The sequence below is a fragment of the Salinicola acroporae genome, from assembly GCF_003206615.1.
Lineage (GTDB): Bacteria > Pseudomonadota > Gammaproteobacteria > Pseudomonadales > Halomonadaceae > Salinicola > Salinicola acroporae.
The window spans coordinates 107,653-121,360 of the sequence record NZ_PZJW01000011.1 but is presented as its reverse complement, the minus strand read 5'-3'; the positions used below and the strand labels follow the sequence as shown (position 1 = coordinate 121,360).

General features: G+C 60.2%; 22 protein-coding genes. 21 read left to right on the top strand and 1 reads right to left on the bottom strand.

From position 1 onward, the window contains the following. Nucleotides 1–10 precede the first annotated feature (10 nt). The 21 genes from rpsC (at nucleotide 11) to rplQ (ending at nucleotide 10,274) form a co-directional block, all read left to right on the top strand. Nucleotides 11–712, top strand: coding sequence for a 30S ribosomal protein S3 (rpsC, locus tag DOM54_RS16430; RefSeq protein WP_110717369.1), 702 nt, complete (start codon nucleotides 11–13; stop codon nucleotides 710–712). Between the two features lie 14 nt (nucleotides 713–726). Beyond that, nucleotides 727–1,140 (top strand): 50S ribosomal protein L16, encoded by a 414-nt coding sequence (gene rplP, locus DOM54_RS16425; protein ID WP_035470382.1) that lies wholly within the window; start codon nucleotides 727–729, stop codon nucleotides 1,138–1,140. Then, nucleotides 1,140–1,334, top strand: a complete 195-nt coding sequence (gene rpmC, locus DOM54_RS16420) for a 50S ribosomal protein L29 (protein WP_071230713.1) — start codon at nucleotides 1,140–1,142, stop codon at nucleotides 1,332–1,334. The genes rplP and rpmC overlap by 1 nt, the downstream gene beginning before the upstream one ends. Further along, on the top strand, nucleotides 1,334–1,594 hold the full coding sequence (gene rpsQ, locus DOM54_RS16415; RefSeq protein WP_110603312.1) for a 30S ribosomal protein S17: 261 nt from the start codon (nucleotides 1,334–1,336) through the stop codon (nucleotides 1,592–1,594). Before rpmC ends, rpsQ begins: the two co-directional genes overlap by 1 nt. Nucleotides 1,595–1,648: 54 nt before the next feature. Further along, nucleotides 1,649–2,020: a 50S ribosomal protein L14 gene (gene rplN / locus DOM54_RS16410; RefSeq protein WP_075571386.1), complete on the top strand. Its 372-nt coding sequence runs from the start codon at nucleotides 1,649–1,651 to the stop codon at nucleotides 2,018–2,020. Nucleotides 2,021–2,034: 14 nt separating this feature from the next. After that, nucleotides 2,035–2,352, top strand: coding sequence for a 50S ribosomal protein L24 (gene rplX, locus DOM54_RS16405; RefSeq protein ID WP_075563676.1), 318 nt, complete (start codon nucleotides 2,035–2,037; stop codon nucleotides 2,350–2,352). A gap of 18 nt (nucleotides 2,353–2,370) precedes the next feature. Then, the gene (gene rplE, locus DOM54_RS16400; RefSeq protein ID WP_110603314.1) at nucleotides 2,371–2,910 is read left to right on the top strand and encodes a 50S ribosomal protein L5; all 540 of its coding nucleotides are present in this window, start codon (nucleotides 2,371–2,373) and stop codon (nucleotides 2,908–2,910) included. A 10-nt stretch (nucleotides 2,911–2,920) separates the two neighbouring features. Next, nucleotides 2,921–3,226 carry a 30S ribosomal protein S14 gene (gene rpsN, locus DOM54_RS16395; protein WP_110603316.1) on the top strand — a complete coding sequence of 102 codons (306 nt, stop codon included), beginning with the start codon at nucleotides 2,921–2,923 and terminating at the stop codon, nucleotides 3,224–3,226. A 31-nt stretch (nucleotides 3,227–3,257) separates the two neighbouring features. Further along, a complete protein-coding gene (rpsH, locus tag DOM54_RS16390) occupies nucleotides 3,258–3,650 on the top strand; it encodes a 30S ribosomal protein S8 (RefSeq protein ID WP_110603318.1) in 393 nt (130 codons plus the stop codon). Between the two features lie 9 nt (nucleotides 3,651–3,659). Next, nucleotides 3,660–4,190 (top strand): 50S ribosomal protein L6, encoded by a 531-nt coding sequence (rplF, locus tag DOM54_RS16385; RefSeq protein WP_110603320.1) that lies wholly within the window; start codon nucleotides 3,660–3,662, stop codon nucleotides 4,188–4,190. Between the two features lie 9 nt (nucleotides 4,191–4,199). Beyond that, nucleotides 4,200–4,550 (top strand): 50S ribosomal protein L18, encoded by a 351-nt coding sequence (gene rplR, locus DOM54_RS16380; protein WP_110603321.1) that lies wholly within the window; start codon nucleotides 4,200–4,202, stop codon nucleotides 4,548–4,550. Nucleotides 4,551–4,561: 11 nt separating this feature from the next. Further along, a complete protein-coding gene (rpsE, locus tag DOM54_RS16375; RefSeq protein ID WP_071230722.1) occupies nucleotides 4,562–5,062 on the top strand; it encodes a 30S ribosomal protein S5 in 501 nt (166 codons plus the stop codon). 6 nt (nucleotides 5,063–5,068) lie between these two features. Then, nucleotides 5,069–5,251, top strand: a complete 183-nt coding sequence (gene rpmD, locus DOM54_RS16370) for a 50S ribosomal protein L30 (RefSeq protein WP_110603433.1) — start codon at nucleotides 5,069–5,071, stop codon at nucleotides 5,249–5,251. A 3-nt stretch (nucleotides 5,252–5,254) separates the two neighbouring features. Beyond that, on the top strand, nucleotides 5,255–5,689 hold the full coding sequence (gene rplO, locus DOM54_RS16365; protein WP_110603323.1) for a 50S ribosomal protein L15: 435 nt from the start codon (nucleotides 5,255–5,257) through the stop codon (nucleotides 5,687–5,689). Next, a complete protein-coding gene (gene secY, locus DOM54_RS16360) occupies nucleotides 5,690–7,024 on the top strand; it encodes a preprotein translocase subunit SecY (protein WP_110717368.1) in 1,335 nt (444 codons plus the stop codon). Between the two features lie 30 nt (nucleotides 7,025–7,054). Further along, a complete protein-coding gene (gene rpmJ / locus DOM54_RS16355) occupies nucleotides 7,055–7,168 on the top strand; it encodes a 50S ribosomal protein L36 (RefSeq protein WP_031384759.1) in 114 nt (37 codons plus the stop codon). 131 nt (nucleotides 7,169–7,299) lie between these two features. Next, nucleotides 7,300–7,656, top strand: a complete 357-nt coding sequence (gene rpsM, locus DOM54_RS16350) for a 30S ribosomal protein S13 (protein WP_110717367.1) — start codon at nucleotides 7,300–7,302, stop codon at nucleotides 7,654–7,656. Between the two features lie 36 nt (nucleotides 7,657–7,692). Beyond that, nucleotides 7,693–8,079 (top strand): 30S ribosomal protein S11, encoded by a 387-nt coding sequence (gene rpsK / locus DOM54_RS16345; protein WP_009723883.1) that lies wholly within the window; start codon nucleotides 7,693–7,695, stop codon nucleotides 8,077–8,079. A 12-nt stretch (nucleotides 8,080–8,091) separates the two neighbouring features. Further along, nucleotides 8,092–8,712 carry a 30S ribosomal protein S4 gene (gene rpsD / locus DOM54_RS16340; protein ID WP_110603327.1) on the top strand — a complete coding sequence of 207 codons (621 nt, stop codon included), beginning with the start codon at nucleotides 8,092–8,094 and terminating at the stop codon, nucleotides 8,710–8,712. Between the two features lie 81 nt (nucleotides 8,713–8,793). Continuing rightward, a complete protein-coding gene (locus tag DOM54_RS16335; RefSeq protein WP_110603329.1) occupies nucleotides 8,794–9,792 on the top strand; it encodes a DNA-directed RNA polymerase subunit alpha in 999 nt (332 codons plus the stop codon). A 95-nt stretch (nucleotides 9,793–9,887) separates the two neighbouring features. Next, nucleotides 9,888–10,274: a 50S ribosomal protein L17 gene (gene rplQ, locus DOM54_RS16330; protein ID WP_071230729.1), complete on the top strand. Its 387-nt coding sequence runs from the start codon at nucleotides 9,888–9,890 to the stop codon at nucleotides 10,272–10,274. 427 nt (nucleotides 10,275–10,701) lie between these two features. Here the strand turns inward: rplQ and uvrA are convergent, their stop codons facing one another. Beyond that, nucleotides 10,702–13,554, bottom strand: a complete 2,853-nt coding sequence (uvrA, locus tag DOM54_RS16325) for an excinuclease ABC subunit UvrA (protein WP_110717365.1) — start codon at nucleotides 13,552–13,554, stop codon at nucleotides 10,702–10,704. Between the last annotated feature and the right edge of the window lie 154 nt (nucleotides 13,555–13,708).

The following is a 13,708-nucleotide window of genomic DNA, read 5'->3' as shown; positions in this document are numbered from 1 at the left end:
AGTCGACCAGATGGGTCAGAAAGTCAATCCAGTCGGTATCCGACTGGGCATCGTCAAGGATCACACCTCGGTCTGGTATGCCGAGCGCGGTGCCTATGCCGACAAGCTGAACAACGATCTGGAAGTGCGTCGCTTCCTCGAAGAGCGTCTGAAGAACGCCTCCGTGAGCCGCATTACCATTGAACGTCCGGCTAACAACGCCCGTATCACCATTCACACTGCCCGTCCGGGCATCGTGATTGGCAAGAAGGGCGAGGACGTCGATCGTCTGCGCCAGGATGTCACCCGCATGATGGGTGTGCCGGTGCACGTCAACATCGAAGAAGTCCGCAAGCCGGAACTGGATGCCGCTCTGGTCGCGCAGAACATCGCCGGTCAGCTCGAGCGTCGCGTGATGTTCCGTCGCGCCATGAAACGCTCCGTCCAGAACGCCATGCGTCTGGGTGCCGGCGGCATCAAGGTGCAGCTCTCCGGTCGTCTCGGTGGTGCCGAAATCGCGCGTACCGAATGGTATCGCGAAGGCCGCGTGCCGCTTCATACGCTGCGTGCCGATATCGATTACGCCACCTATGAAGCCCACACCACCTACGGCGTCATCGGCGTCAAGGTCTGGGTCTTCAAGGGCGAGATCCTCGGGGGCATCGAAGAGGTGCGTGCCAAGCAGAAGCAGCAAGCTCAGGCGCCCGCATCGAAGAAGAAAGGTTCCAGGTAAGGGGAGACTGATCGATGTTGCAACCCAAGCGTACAAAGTTCCGCAAGGTGCAGAAAGGTCGTAACCGCGGCCTGGCACATCGCGGCAGCAAGGTGAGCTTCGGGGACTTCGGTCTCAAGGCCACCGATCGCGGTCGTATCACCGCACGTCAGATCGAAGCGGGTCGTCGTGCAATCACCCGTCACGTCAAGCGTGGTGGCAAGATCTGGATCCGCGTATTCCCGGACAAGCCGATTACCAACAAGCCTCTCGAGGTTCGTATGGGTAAAGGTAAGGGTTCCGTCGAGTACTGGGTGGCCCAGATTCAGCCGGGCAAGGTGCTCTACGAAATCGAGGGTGTTTCCGAAGAGCTGGCGCGTGAAGCCTTCTCTCTGGCGGCCCAGAAAATGCCCATCTCCACCACCTTTGTGAAACGGACGGTGATGTGATGAAAGCCAACGAAATGCGTGAAAAGTCAGTCGATGCGCTGCAGGAGCAGCTGTTCGAACTGCTCCGCGAGCAGTTCAACCTGCGCATGCAGAAGGCCACCGGCCAGCTGAGCCAGACGCACCTGCTCAAGCAGGTTCGTCGCGACATCGCTCGCGTCAAGACTGTGCTCAACCAGAAGGCAGGTGACCAATAATGGCTGAAGCAAGCAAAGCTCGGACGCTCACCGGCAAGGTCGTGAGCGACAAGATGGAAAAGTCGATTGTCGTATTGATCGAGCGCCGCGAGCGTCATCCGATCTACGGCAAGTACATGAAGCGCTCCACCAAGCTGCACGCCCACGACGAGACGAACCAGGCCAAGTTCGGCGACACGGTTTCCATTCAGGAATGCCGTCCGCTGTCCAAGAAGAAGGCCTGGACGTTGGTCGAGGTGGTCGAGCAGGCCAAGGGCTGAGCCCGACAGGCGCCTTCTGAACCAGTGCAGTCAGATTAGGTTTGGAGAAAACCAATGATTCAGACGCAGACAATGCTGGATGTCGCCGACAACAGCGGCGCGCGCCGGGTGCAGTGCATCAAGGTGCTGGGCGGTTCACACCGTCGTTATGCCCGCGTTGGCGACATCATCAAAGTGACGGTCAAGGAAGCCATCCCGCGGGGCAAGGTCAAGAAAGGCCAGGTCCTCAAGGCGGTGGTCGTGCGTACGCGCAGCGGTGTCCGTCGTAACGACGGTTCGCTGATCCGCTTCGACGGAAATGCGGCGGTTCTGTTGAATAACACCAACGAACAGCCGATCGGCACCCGTATCTTCGGACCGGTAACTCGTGAACTTCGTAACGAGAAGTTCATGAAGATCATTTCCTTGGCGCCCGAAGTGCTGTAAGGAGCGAGGCGGATATGCACAAGATCAAACGTGACGACGAAGTCATCGTCATCGCCGGCAAGGATAAGGGCAAGCGTGGCACGATCAAGCGCGTCCTCGAGAACGACCGTTACGTCGTTTCGGGCGTCAACATGATCAAGCGCCACACCAAGCCCAATCCTATGGTTGGCAACCCGGGGGGTATCGTCGAGCGTGAGGCTCCGATCCATGCGTCCAACGTGGCCATCTTCAATGCGGAGACCGGCAAGGCGGATCGCGTCGGCTTCCAACTGCAGGAAGACGGTACCAAGGTACGTATCTACAAGTCGACGCAAAAGCAGATCGACGCCTAACGCGAGTCGGGTAGCAAAATGGCGAACTTGAAAGAACGTTATCAGAACGAGGTCATGGCTCAGCTCAAAGAGCAGTTCAGCTATGCCAACGTTATGCAGGTGCCCCGGATCACCAAAGTGACCCTGAACATGGGCATCGGCGAAGCGACCAGCGACAAGAAGCTGATCGACAATGCTGTCGGCGACCTGGAGAAGCTCTCCGGTCAGAAGCCGGTAGTGACCAAGGCGCGCAAGTCCATCGCTGGCTTCAAGGTCCGCGAAGGCTGGCCGATTGGCGTCAAGGTGACGCTGCGCCGCGAACGGATGTGGGACTTTTTGGATCGTCTGGTCAACATCGCGATTCCTCGCGTACGTGACTTCCGCGGTCTGAACCCGAAATCCTTCGACGGGCGTGGCAACTACTCCATGGGCGTACGGGAGCAGATCATCTTTCCGGAGATCGAATATGATAAGATCGACCGGATTCGTGGTCTGGATGTCACCATTACGACCAGCGCCATCACCGACGAAGAAGGTCGTGCGCTGCTTAGCGCGCTGAACTTCCCGTTCAAGCAATAAGGGTGGATTCATGGCAAAGAAAAGCATGATTGAGCGTGAGCTCAAGCGCGCAAAGCTGGTCGACAAATACGCCGCCAAGCGTGCCGCGCTCAAGACCGTCATCTATGACGTCAACGCTTCTGACGAAGAGCGCTTCGACGCTCAGCTGAAGCTGCAACAGTTGCCGCGGGACTCCAGTCAGGTCCGTCAGCGCAACCGCTGCCGCGTTACCGGCCGTCCGCACGGTTACTACAACAAGTTCGGACTGGCCCGTAACAAGCTGCGCGAAGCTGCCATGCGTGGCGATGTCCCTGGACTGAAGAAGTCCAGCTGGTAAGCCACGTCGAGGAATTCAGGAGCGCAATGTAATGAGCATGCAAGATACTCTGGCGGATATGTTTACCCGTATCCGCAATGCGCAGATGGCCACCAAGGAGACGGTTACCATGCCGTCTTCCAAGCTCAAGGTTGAAGTGGCCCGCGTACTCAAGCAGGAAGGCTACATCACCGACGCGACGGTCTCCGAGGGCACCAAGCCCGAGCTGACCGTGACCCTCAAGTATTTCGAGGGTAAGCCGGTCATCGAGCACCTCCAGCGTATGTCCAAGCCGTCACTGCGGATCTACAAGGGCAAGAGTGAACTGCCCAAGGTCGCGGACGGTCTGGGTGTGGCGATCGTCACCACCTCCCAAGGTGTCATGACCGATCGTGCCGCACGCCAGGCGGGTGTCGGTGGTGAAGTCATCTGCACCGTATTCTAGGAGTGAGTAATGTCTCGCGTAGCCAAGTATCCGGTTAAACTGCCCAGCGGCGTCGACGTGAAGTTCGACGGCGACCAGCTGTCCGTCAAGGGCGGCCAGGGCACGCTTGAACTGACCGTGCATCCCGACGTGAAGATCACTCAGGAAGATGGTCAGCTGGTTTTCGCCCCGAGCGAACAGGCGAAGTCCTGGGCCATGGTCGGCACCACGCGTGCCCTGGTCCAGAACATGGTCACCGGCGCCTCCGAGGGTTTCACTCGGTCGCTGGAAATCAATGGCGTCGGCTATCGTGCCCAGGCTAGTGGCAAGACGCTGAACCTAACACTCGGTTTCTCACACCCGATCGACTACACGCTGCCCGAAGGTGTCACGGCGGAAACGCCGAAGAATACCGTGATCGTGCTGAAAAGCGCGGACAAGCAGAAACTCGGTCAGGTGGCCGCGGAAATTCGCGCTTTCCGTCCGCCGGAGCCCTACAAGGGCAAAGGCGTTCGTTACAGCGACGAACGTGTCCGCCGCAAAGAAGCCAAGAAGAAGTAAGGCAGGGTTATGAACGCGAAGAAAGAATCTCGTCTCCGTCGTGCCCGCCGCGCCCGTGCCAAGATCCGCGATCTGGGTGTGAACCGCTTGTGCGTCAACCGCACACCGCGTCACATCTACGCGCAGATCATCTCACCGGACGGCGGCAAGGTCCTTGCCAGCGCTTCCACGCTGGACAAGAGCCTGCGCGAAGGTGCCACGGGCAACGCTGACGCGGCTGCCAAGGTGGGTGCTCTGATTGCCGAGCGCGCCAAGGATGCCGGCATCTCTCAGGTTGCCTTCGACCGCGCAGGGTTCCAGTACCACGGGCGTGTCAAGGCGTTGGCTGATGCCGCACGCGAAGGCGGTCTGCAATTCTAAAGGGTTTAACGATGGCGAATAACGAACAGAAGGGCGGAGACCTGCAAGAGAAGTTGGTGCAGGTCAACCGCGTCGCCAAGGTGGTCAAAGGTGGCCGTATCTTCGGTTTCACCGCGCTGACCGTCGTTGGCGATGGCAACGGCCGGGTTGGCTTCGGTCGCGGCAAGGCACGTGAAGTGCCGGTCGCGATCCAGAAAGCCATGGACCAGGCACGCCGAAATATGGTCAAGGTCAGTCTCAGTGGCAGCACGCTGCAGTACCCGGTTCGCGCCCGTCACGGCGCTTCCAAGGTGTTCATGCAGCCCGCTTCCGAGGGTACCGGTATCATCGCCGGCGGTGCCATGCGCTCCGTCCTCGAACTGGCCGGTGTGCATGACGTTCTGGCCAAGTGCTACGGTTCCACCAACCCGGTGAACGTGGTTCGTGCCACCATCAAGGGGCTCGAATCCATGCAATCTCCGGAAGACATCGCCGCCAAGCGTGGCCTGTCTGTCGAAGAGCTGGCGGGGTAAGTGACCATGGCACAGACGATCAAAATCACCCAGACCCGCAGCACCATCGGTGTCCTGCAGAAGCACAAGGCGACCATGACCGGTCTCGGTCTGCGTCGCATTGGGCACTCGGTCGAGCTGGAAGACACCCCCGCCGTTCGCGGCATGATCAACAAGGTCAACTACCTTGTTCGAGTCGAGGGAGAGTAATCCATGAAACTCAATAGCTTAAGCCCGGCGCCGGGTTCCAAGCACGCTGAAAAGCGTCTTGGCCGCGGTATCGGCTCTGGCCTGGGCAAGACCGGTGGCCGTGGCCACAAGGGTCTGAAGTCCCGTTCCGGCGGTTCGGTCAAGCCGGGTTTCGAGGGCGGTCAAATGCCCTTGCAGCGCCGCTTGCCGAAGTTCGGTTTCACCTCGGCCAAGTCGCTGGTGTCCGAAGAAGTCCGTCTGGCCGAGCTGGCCAAGGTCGAGGGCGACGTTGCTGACCTCGCCAGCCTGAAGAAGGCCAACGTGCTCAAGAATGCTACCGAGTACGCCAAGGTCGTTCTGTCCGGCGAGTTGAGCAAGGCGGTTACCGTGCGTGGCCTCAAGGTCACCAAAGGTGCACGCGCTGCGATCGAAGCGGCCGGTGGCAAGGTAGAGGACTAAATGGCTAAGTCAGGAAAAATGCCGGCGAACATGGGTAGCGGTCTCAGCGAGCTGTGGGCGCGCCTGCGTTTCGTCTTCATCGCGATCGTGGTGTACCGCATCGGTGCCCACATCCCCGTCCCCGGCATCGATCCTGACCAGCTGGCTGCCCTGTTTCGGGAGAACCAGGGCACCATCCTGGGCATGTTCAACATGTTTTCGGGGGGTGCGCTGCAGCGCATGAGTATCTTCGCGCTGGGGATCATGCCGTATATCTCCGCGTCGATCATCATGCAGCTTCTGACCGCGGTATCGCCTCAGCTTGAAGCGCTGAAGAAAGAGGGCGAGGCCGGCCGCCGCAAGATCAACCAGTACACCCGCTACGGCACGGTGTTGCTGGCCCTGATCCAGGCGACCGGGATGTCAGTTGGTCTGGTCGGTCAGGGCGTCGCTTATTCGGGTGATGTCAGCTTCTACTTCACGGCCATCGTGACGTTCGTGGCCGGTGCGGTATTCCTGATGTGGCTGGGCGAGCAGATTACCGAGAAGGGGATCGGCAACGGTATCTCGTTGATCATCTTTTCCGGCATCGTGGCTGGCCTGCCCAGCGCGATCGGTCAATCGTTCGAGCTGGCTCGCAATGACGGTGCGTGGAACGTGTTGCCGCTGCTGGCGCTCTCGATCCTGGGTATCGCAACGGTCGCCTTCGTGGTGTTCATCGAGCGCGGCCAGCGCCGTATCACGGTGAACTATCCGCGGCGTCAGGTCGGCAACAAGATGTATGCGGGGCAGAGCAGTTACCTGCCGCTGAAGGTCAACATGGCGGGTGTGATTCCGCCGATCTTCGCGTCGAGTATCTTGCTGTTCCCGGGTTCCATCGGTCAGTGGCTGGGCCAGGGCGACGGATTCGAGTGGCTGCAGGTGGCATCGCAGCAACTCGCCCCCGGTGCGCCGTTGTACATCATCCTGTTTGCCGCGGCAGTGCTGTTCTTCTGCTTCTTCTACACGGCGCTGGTGTTCAATCCGAAGGATGTCGCCGACAACCTGAAGAAGTCAGGGGCTTTCCTGCCGGGGATCCGCCCGGGTGAGCAGACCGCGCGCTACGTCGACAAGGTGATGACACGGCTGACCCTGTTCGGGGCGCTCTACATCACGCTGGTTTCGTTGATGCCGCAGTTCCTGGTGGTGGCCTGGCAGGTGCCGTTCTACTTCGGCGGGACGTCGCTGCTGATCGTGGTCGTGGTAATCATGGACTTCATGGCCCAGGTTCAATCGCATCTGATGTCTCATCAGTATGAGTCGGTGATGAAGAAATCGAACCTGAAAGGCTACGGTAGCGGTGGTCTGACGCGCTGAGCCTCCGCCAGAGAGCATTTGGAGAGAACGATGAAAGTTCGAGCTTCTGTAAAGAAAATGTGCCGTAACTGCAAGATCATTCGGCGCAACGGTGCGGTTCGCGTGATTTGTACCGAGCCGCGTCACAAGCAACGCCAGGGCTGATTTGACCCTAGCGCTGCGAGTAAAAAGCGGGCCGTGGCATATCCCTTGCCTTGAGAGAGGTTAAGGGGTATGCTATTGCGCCCTTTGTGGACGACTAAACGAGCAAGCCGCTCAACATTCGGAGTAAGCTGATGGCCCGTATTGCAGGCGTCAATATCCCGGACAACAAGCATGCGGCGATCTCGCTGACCTACATCTACGGGATTGGCCGCACGCGTGCACAGAGTATCTGTGTCGCTGCCGGCATCGCACCGAACGCCAAGGTTCAGGAACTGTCAGGCGAAGAGCTCGACACCCTGCGTACCGAAGTGGGTAAGTACACCGTAGAAGGCGACCTTCGCCGTGATGTGACGCTGAATATCAAGCGTCTCATGGACTTGGGTTGCTACCGTGGTCTGCGCCATCGTCGTGGTCTACCGCTGCGTGGTCAGCGTACCAAGACCAATGCGCGTACCCGTAAGGGACCGCGTAAACCGATTCGTAAGTAATTAACGTTCCGGCGTTTAAGATCAGGATACATCAACATGGCTAACCCGCGTAGTAACCGTAAAAAGGTTAAAAAGCAGGTCGTGGATGCGGTCGCACACATCCATGCCTCTTTTAACAATACGATCGTGACGATCACAGACCGCCAGGGCAATGCGCTTTCTTGGGCAACTGCCGGTGGTTCGGGTTTTCGTGGTTCTCGCAAGAGCACCCCGTTCGCAGCTCAAGTGGCGAGTGAACGTGCAGCGACTGCTGCAGCCGAGTATGGTGTGAAAAACGTCGACGTGCTGGTCAAGGGCCCCGGTCCTGGCCGTGAGTCTGCCGTGCGTGCATTGAATGCCGCCGGCTTCCGTGTACAGAGCATCACTGACGCGACGCCGATTCCGCACAACGGATGCCGTCCGCCGAAGAAACGCCGCGTTTAAGGAGACAGACTCATGGCTCGTTATCTAGGTCCCAAGTGTAAACTGTCTCGTCGTGAGGGTACCGACCTCTTTCTCAAGAGCGGTGTCACTCCCTTCGAGAAGAAGTGCAAATCCGAGCAGATCCCGGGTGTGCACGGCCAGCGCCGTCAGCGTCTTTCCGACTACGGCTTGCAGCTTCGCGAGAAGCAGAAAGTGCGTCGTATCTACGGCGTGCTCGAAAACCAGTTCCGCAACTACTACAAGGAAGCCGCTCGCCTGAAAGGCGCGACCGGTGAAGTCTTGCTGCAGTTGCTGGAATGCCGACTGGACAACGTGGTCTACCGCATGGGCTTCGGCTCCACGCGTAACGAATCACGTCAGTTGGTCAGCCACAAGGCGATTTCGGTCAACGGCCGTACCGTCAACGTGGCGTCCTATCAGGTGCGCCCCGGCGACGTCGTTTCTGTTCGTGAGAAGGCCAAGAACCAGGCCCGTATCCAGCAGGCCCTGTCCATCGCTGCCAACCGCGGCGACGTGACCTGGATCGACATCGACTCGAAGAAGATGGAAGGCACTTTCAAGGCTGTCCCGGAACGCGGCGACCTGTCTGCCGACATCAACGAAAACCTGATCGTCGAGCTGTACTCCAAGTAAGGCTTGGAGCCGGGCCGTTCAGGCGGCCCGGTTTCCGCCTGGAGTACCGATATTCGTTTGGCAGCCTGGGAAGGTGTTCATATGCAGCGTTCAGTGACAGAGTTTCTCCGTCCCCGCGACATCAAGGTCGAAGAGGTCAGTGCACATCACGCCAAGATCGTGCTGGAACCCTTCGAACGTGGTTTCGGCCATACCCTGGGGAATGCGCTGCGTCGCATCCTGCTCTCTTCGATGCCCGGCTGTGCCGTTGTCGAAGCGGAAATCGAAGGCGTGTTGCACGAATACAGCGCCATCGAGGGTGTTCAGGAAGACGTCATCGAGATTCTGCTGAATCTCAAGGACGTGGCCATCAAGATGCATGGTCGCGACGAAGCCGTCCTCACCTTGAACAAGCAGGGCCCTGGTGTCATGACCGCAGGCGATATTGCCGTCGGCCATGACGTCGAGATCGTCAACCCGGATCACGTGATTGCCCACCTCAACGATGGCAGCGAGCTGAAAATGCAGCTGAAGATCGTTCGGGGTCGCGGTTACGAGCCCGCCGATGCGCGTCTCTCCGACGAGGACGAATCCCGTGCCATCGGTCGTCTGCAGCTGGATGCGACGTTCAGCCCAGTTCGCCGCGTGTCCTATGCGGTCGAAGCGGCTCGTGTCGAACAGCGCACCGATCTCGATAAGCTGGTCATCGATCTCGAAACCGACGGCACTCTGGATCCGGAAGAAGCGATTCGCCGCAGTGCGACCATTCTTCAGGAACAGCTGGCCGCCTTCGTCGATCTCGAGGCCGACAGAGAGCAGGAAATCGAAGAGGAAGAAGATCAGATCGATCCGATTCTTCTGCGCCCCGTGGATGATCTCGAACTCACGGTTCGCAGCGCCAACTGCCTGAAGGCCGAGAATATTTACTACATTGGCGATTTGATTCAGCGCACAGAAGTCGAGCTGCTCAAGACGCCGAACCTTGGCAAGAAGTCCTTGAACGAGATCAAGGACGTGCTGGCTTCGCGCGGTCTTTCGCTCGGTATGCGGTTGGAGAACTGGCCGCCGGCGAGCTTGAAAGACGACAAGGCTTCCGCCTAACGACGACGCGTGCAGACGCCCAGGTGTCTGCCTTCGTGTCAGCGTCGAACCCAGTGTGCCGACTCGAATCACCAGTTTGGTAAGGAATAGCAATCATGCGTCATCGTAAGAGTGGTCGTCATCTGAATCGGACCAGCTCGCATCGGCACGCCATGTTCAAGAACATGTGCATCTCGCTGGTCGAGCATGAAGTGATCAAGACTACCCTGCCCAAAGCCAAGGAGCTGCGTCGTCATATCGAGCCGCTGATCACCCTGGCCAAGCAGGATAGCGTGGCAAACCGCCGTCTGGCGTTCAGCCGCACCCGCTCCAAGGAAGCCGTCGGCAAGCTCTTCAACGAGCTTGGTCCGCGTTACGTCAATCGCCCGGGCGGTTATGTCCGGGTGCTGAAGTGCGGCTACCGCACTGGCGACAACGCACCGATGGCCTACATCGAGCTGGTCGATCGTCCGGTCGTTGAAGAAGCCGCTGGCGACGAATAAGTCCCACGCTTCTTGCACGATAAAAACCGGCTGCCCAAGTGATTGGGCAGCCGGTTTTCTTTTGGCGCGAAGGTCAGGCCCGGGGCCCCACTGCGGAGCGGCTTCTGTGGGCCCATGCAAGCGACCTGGCAAGTCCAGGGCAGCAAGTCGCCCCAGCGGCAGCGCGCGCTCACAACACCTGAGAGCGCCCAGCGCTCACGGCCAGAGGAGCCGGCCATTCACCGTAGCCGATCGTCTCTGACGCGTTGCTGAGCATGGCGGAACAGCAACGGCCGCCTCCAGCAGCTCAAGGCGCGATATAGCGGGCCCAGCGCTCTGTCGCGCTATTGGGGGCTGGTCCCAACTCTGGTTCGCCACGGCTTGCCGGCAAAATCTACCTGCAACGTTGAGCAGAGCCGCCATATGGCGCTCGCCTATATGGCGGGGCTCAGGCCCGCTTGGCCTTGCGCGCCTTGGGAGCGGGCAGCAACGGAGCCAGGAAATTGCCTGTGTGGGAGTGCTCGAGCCCCGCCACCTGTTCCGGCGTGCCCTCCGCGATGATGCGCCCACCACCGGAGCCACCTTCCGGGCCCAGATCGATGATCCAGTCGGCAGTTTTGATCACATCGAGGTTATGCTCGATCACTACCACCGTGTTGCCATGGTCACGTAGCCGATGCAGCACGCCAAGCAATTGGCGGATATCCTCGAAATGCAGTCCCGTGGTGGGCTCGTCGAGAATGTAGAGCGTCTGGCCGGTGTCGCGCTTGGCCAGCTCGCGAGCCAGCTTGACGCGCTGCGCCTCGCCGCCGGAGAGGGTGGTGGCGCTCTGGCCCAGGCGGACGTAGGAGAGCCCCACGTCCATCAGCGTCTGCAGGCGCCGGGCGATGGCCGGCACCGGGCTGAAGAACTCCAGCGCCTCCTCGATGGTCATCTCGAGCACTTCGTGAATGCTCTTGCCCTTGTAGTGGATCTCCAGCGTCTCGCGGTTGTAGCGCTTGCCCTTGCAGACGTCGCAGGGGACGTAGATATCCGGCAGGAAGTGCATCTCCACCTTGATCATCCCCTCGCCCTGGCACGCCTCGCAGCGCCCGCCCTTGACGTTGAAGCTGAAACGTCCCGGCTTGTAGCCGCGGGCCCGTGCCTCCTGGGTACCGGAAAAGAGTTCGCGGATCGGGGTGAAGATACCGGTGTACGTGGCGGGATTGGAGCGCGGCGTACGGCCGATCGGGCTCTGGTCGATGTCGATGATCTTGTCGAGCTGATCGAGACCCTCGATGTTGCGATAGGGTGCCGCCGTCAGTGTGGTGGCGCGATTGAGCTCACGTGCCGCGATCGGCATCAGGGTCGAGTTGATCAGGGTCGACTTGCCGGAACCGGAGACGCCGGTGACGCAGACAAACAGCCCCAGCGGCAGCGCCAGGTCGACATCCTGCAGGTTGTTGCCGGTGGCGCCGCGCAGATGAAGCTGCTTGTCCGGGTTGACCGGGATGCGATACGGCGGCACCTCGATACAGCGTTTCCCGGAGAGATACTGGCCGGTCAACGACTCCGGCGTCGTCTCGATATCGTGGGGCGTTCCCTGGGCCACGATGGTGCCGCCATGCACGCCGGCGCCAGGGCCGATATCGAGCACATGGTCGGCAGCGCGAATGGCGTCTTCGTCGTGCTCGACCACGATCACCGTATTGCCCAGGTCACGCAAGCGTATCAGCGTGCGCAGCAGACGATCGTTGTCGCGCTGATGAAGGCCGATCGAGGGCTCGTCGAGAATGTACATCACCCCGACCAGGCCGGCACCGATCTGGCTGGCCAGGCGAATTCGCTGGGCCTCGCCGCCGGAGAGCGTATCGGCGCTGCGTTCCAGGGTCAGATAGTCGAGCCCGACGTTGACCAGGAATTCGAGTCGGGCGTGGATCTCGTGGACGATCTTGACCGCGATTTCGCCCTTCCTTCCGGGAAGCGTCAACTGGCGGAAATAGTCCCAGGCTTCGCCCACCGGCATCCGGGTCAACGTCGGAAGATTGTTGCCGTCGATGAACACGTGGCGCGCCTCGCGCTTGAGGCGGGTCCCGTCACAGGTCGGGCAGGGCCGCACCGCCAGGTACTTGGCCAGATCGTCGCGAACCATCGACGACTCGGTCTCGCGATAGCGACGCTCCAGGTTGGGCAGTACGCCCTCGAAGGGGTGCTCGCGGGTCACCTTGCGGCCCCGATCGTTGACATAGCTGAAGGCGATGTCGTCCTTGCCACTGCCATTGAGTACGATGTCGCGCTCGTGGCGGGCGAGCTCGTTCCACGGCGTATCCAGCGTGAACCGATAATGCTCGGCGACCGCCTGCAACTGGCTGAAGTAGTAGATGCTGCGGCGATCCCAGCCCTTGATCGCGCCCTCGGCCAGCGACAGCTCCGGATGACTGATCAGCTTGTCCGGATCGAAGAACTGACGCACGCCCAGGCCGTCGCAGGTCGGGCAGGCGCCGGCCGGGTTGTTGAACGAGAACAGCCGGGGTTCCAGCTCGCTCAGCGAGTAGCCGCAGATCGGGCAGGCGAAGCGTGACGAAAACGCTAGGTCATCCTGCTCGCCATCCATGAAGTGGATGATGGCGGTGCCATCGGCCAGATTGAGTGCGGTCTCGAAGGACTCGGCCAGGCGCTGCTGCAGGTCCGGGCGAACCTTGATGCGGTCGACCACCACGCTGATGTCGTGCTTGCGCTTCTTGTCGAGCGCCGGCACGTCATCGAGTTCGACGGTGTGCCCGTCGATCACGGCACGCACGAAACCCTGGGCGCGCAGCTCGCTGATCAACTGGAGGTGCTCGCCCTTGCGGCCCTTGACCACTGGCGCCAGCAGCATCAACCGGCTGCCCTCGGGCAGCGCCAGTACTTGATCGACCATCTGCGAGACGGTCTGCGCTTCCAGTTCCTCGTCGTGATCCGGGCATCGTGGCGTGCCGGCACGAGCGAACAGCAGGCGCAGGTAGTCGTAGATCTCGGTGATGGTGCCGACGGTGGAGCGCGGATTGTGCGAGGTCGATTTCTGCTCGATGGAGATGGCCGGCGAGAGTCCCTCGATATGGTCGACGTCGGGCTTTTCCATCATCGACAGGAACTGGCGGGCGTAGGTCGAGAGGGATTCGACATAACGTCGCTGCCCCTCGGCGTAGAGCGTGTCGAACGCGAGTGAAGACTTGCCCGAACCGGAGAGACCGGTTACCACGATCAACTTGTCGCGCGGCAGTTCGACATCAATGTTCTTCAGGTTATGGGTCCGTGCGCCCCTGACCAGAATGCTGTCCATGACTACCTCGTGCTGCGACGCGGGAAACGACCATTATAGGTCGCGGATCAAAGGCCCGGCAAAGCCGGCTGCTTTCACTGGAGAAGGGCGAACGGTAAAATGCACCGTTCATCCCGAATCATCCTCGGCTCGCGCCGAGTTCACCCAACGTTGC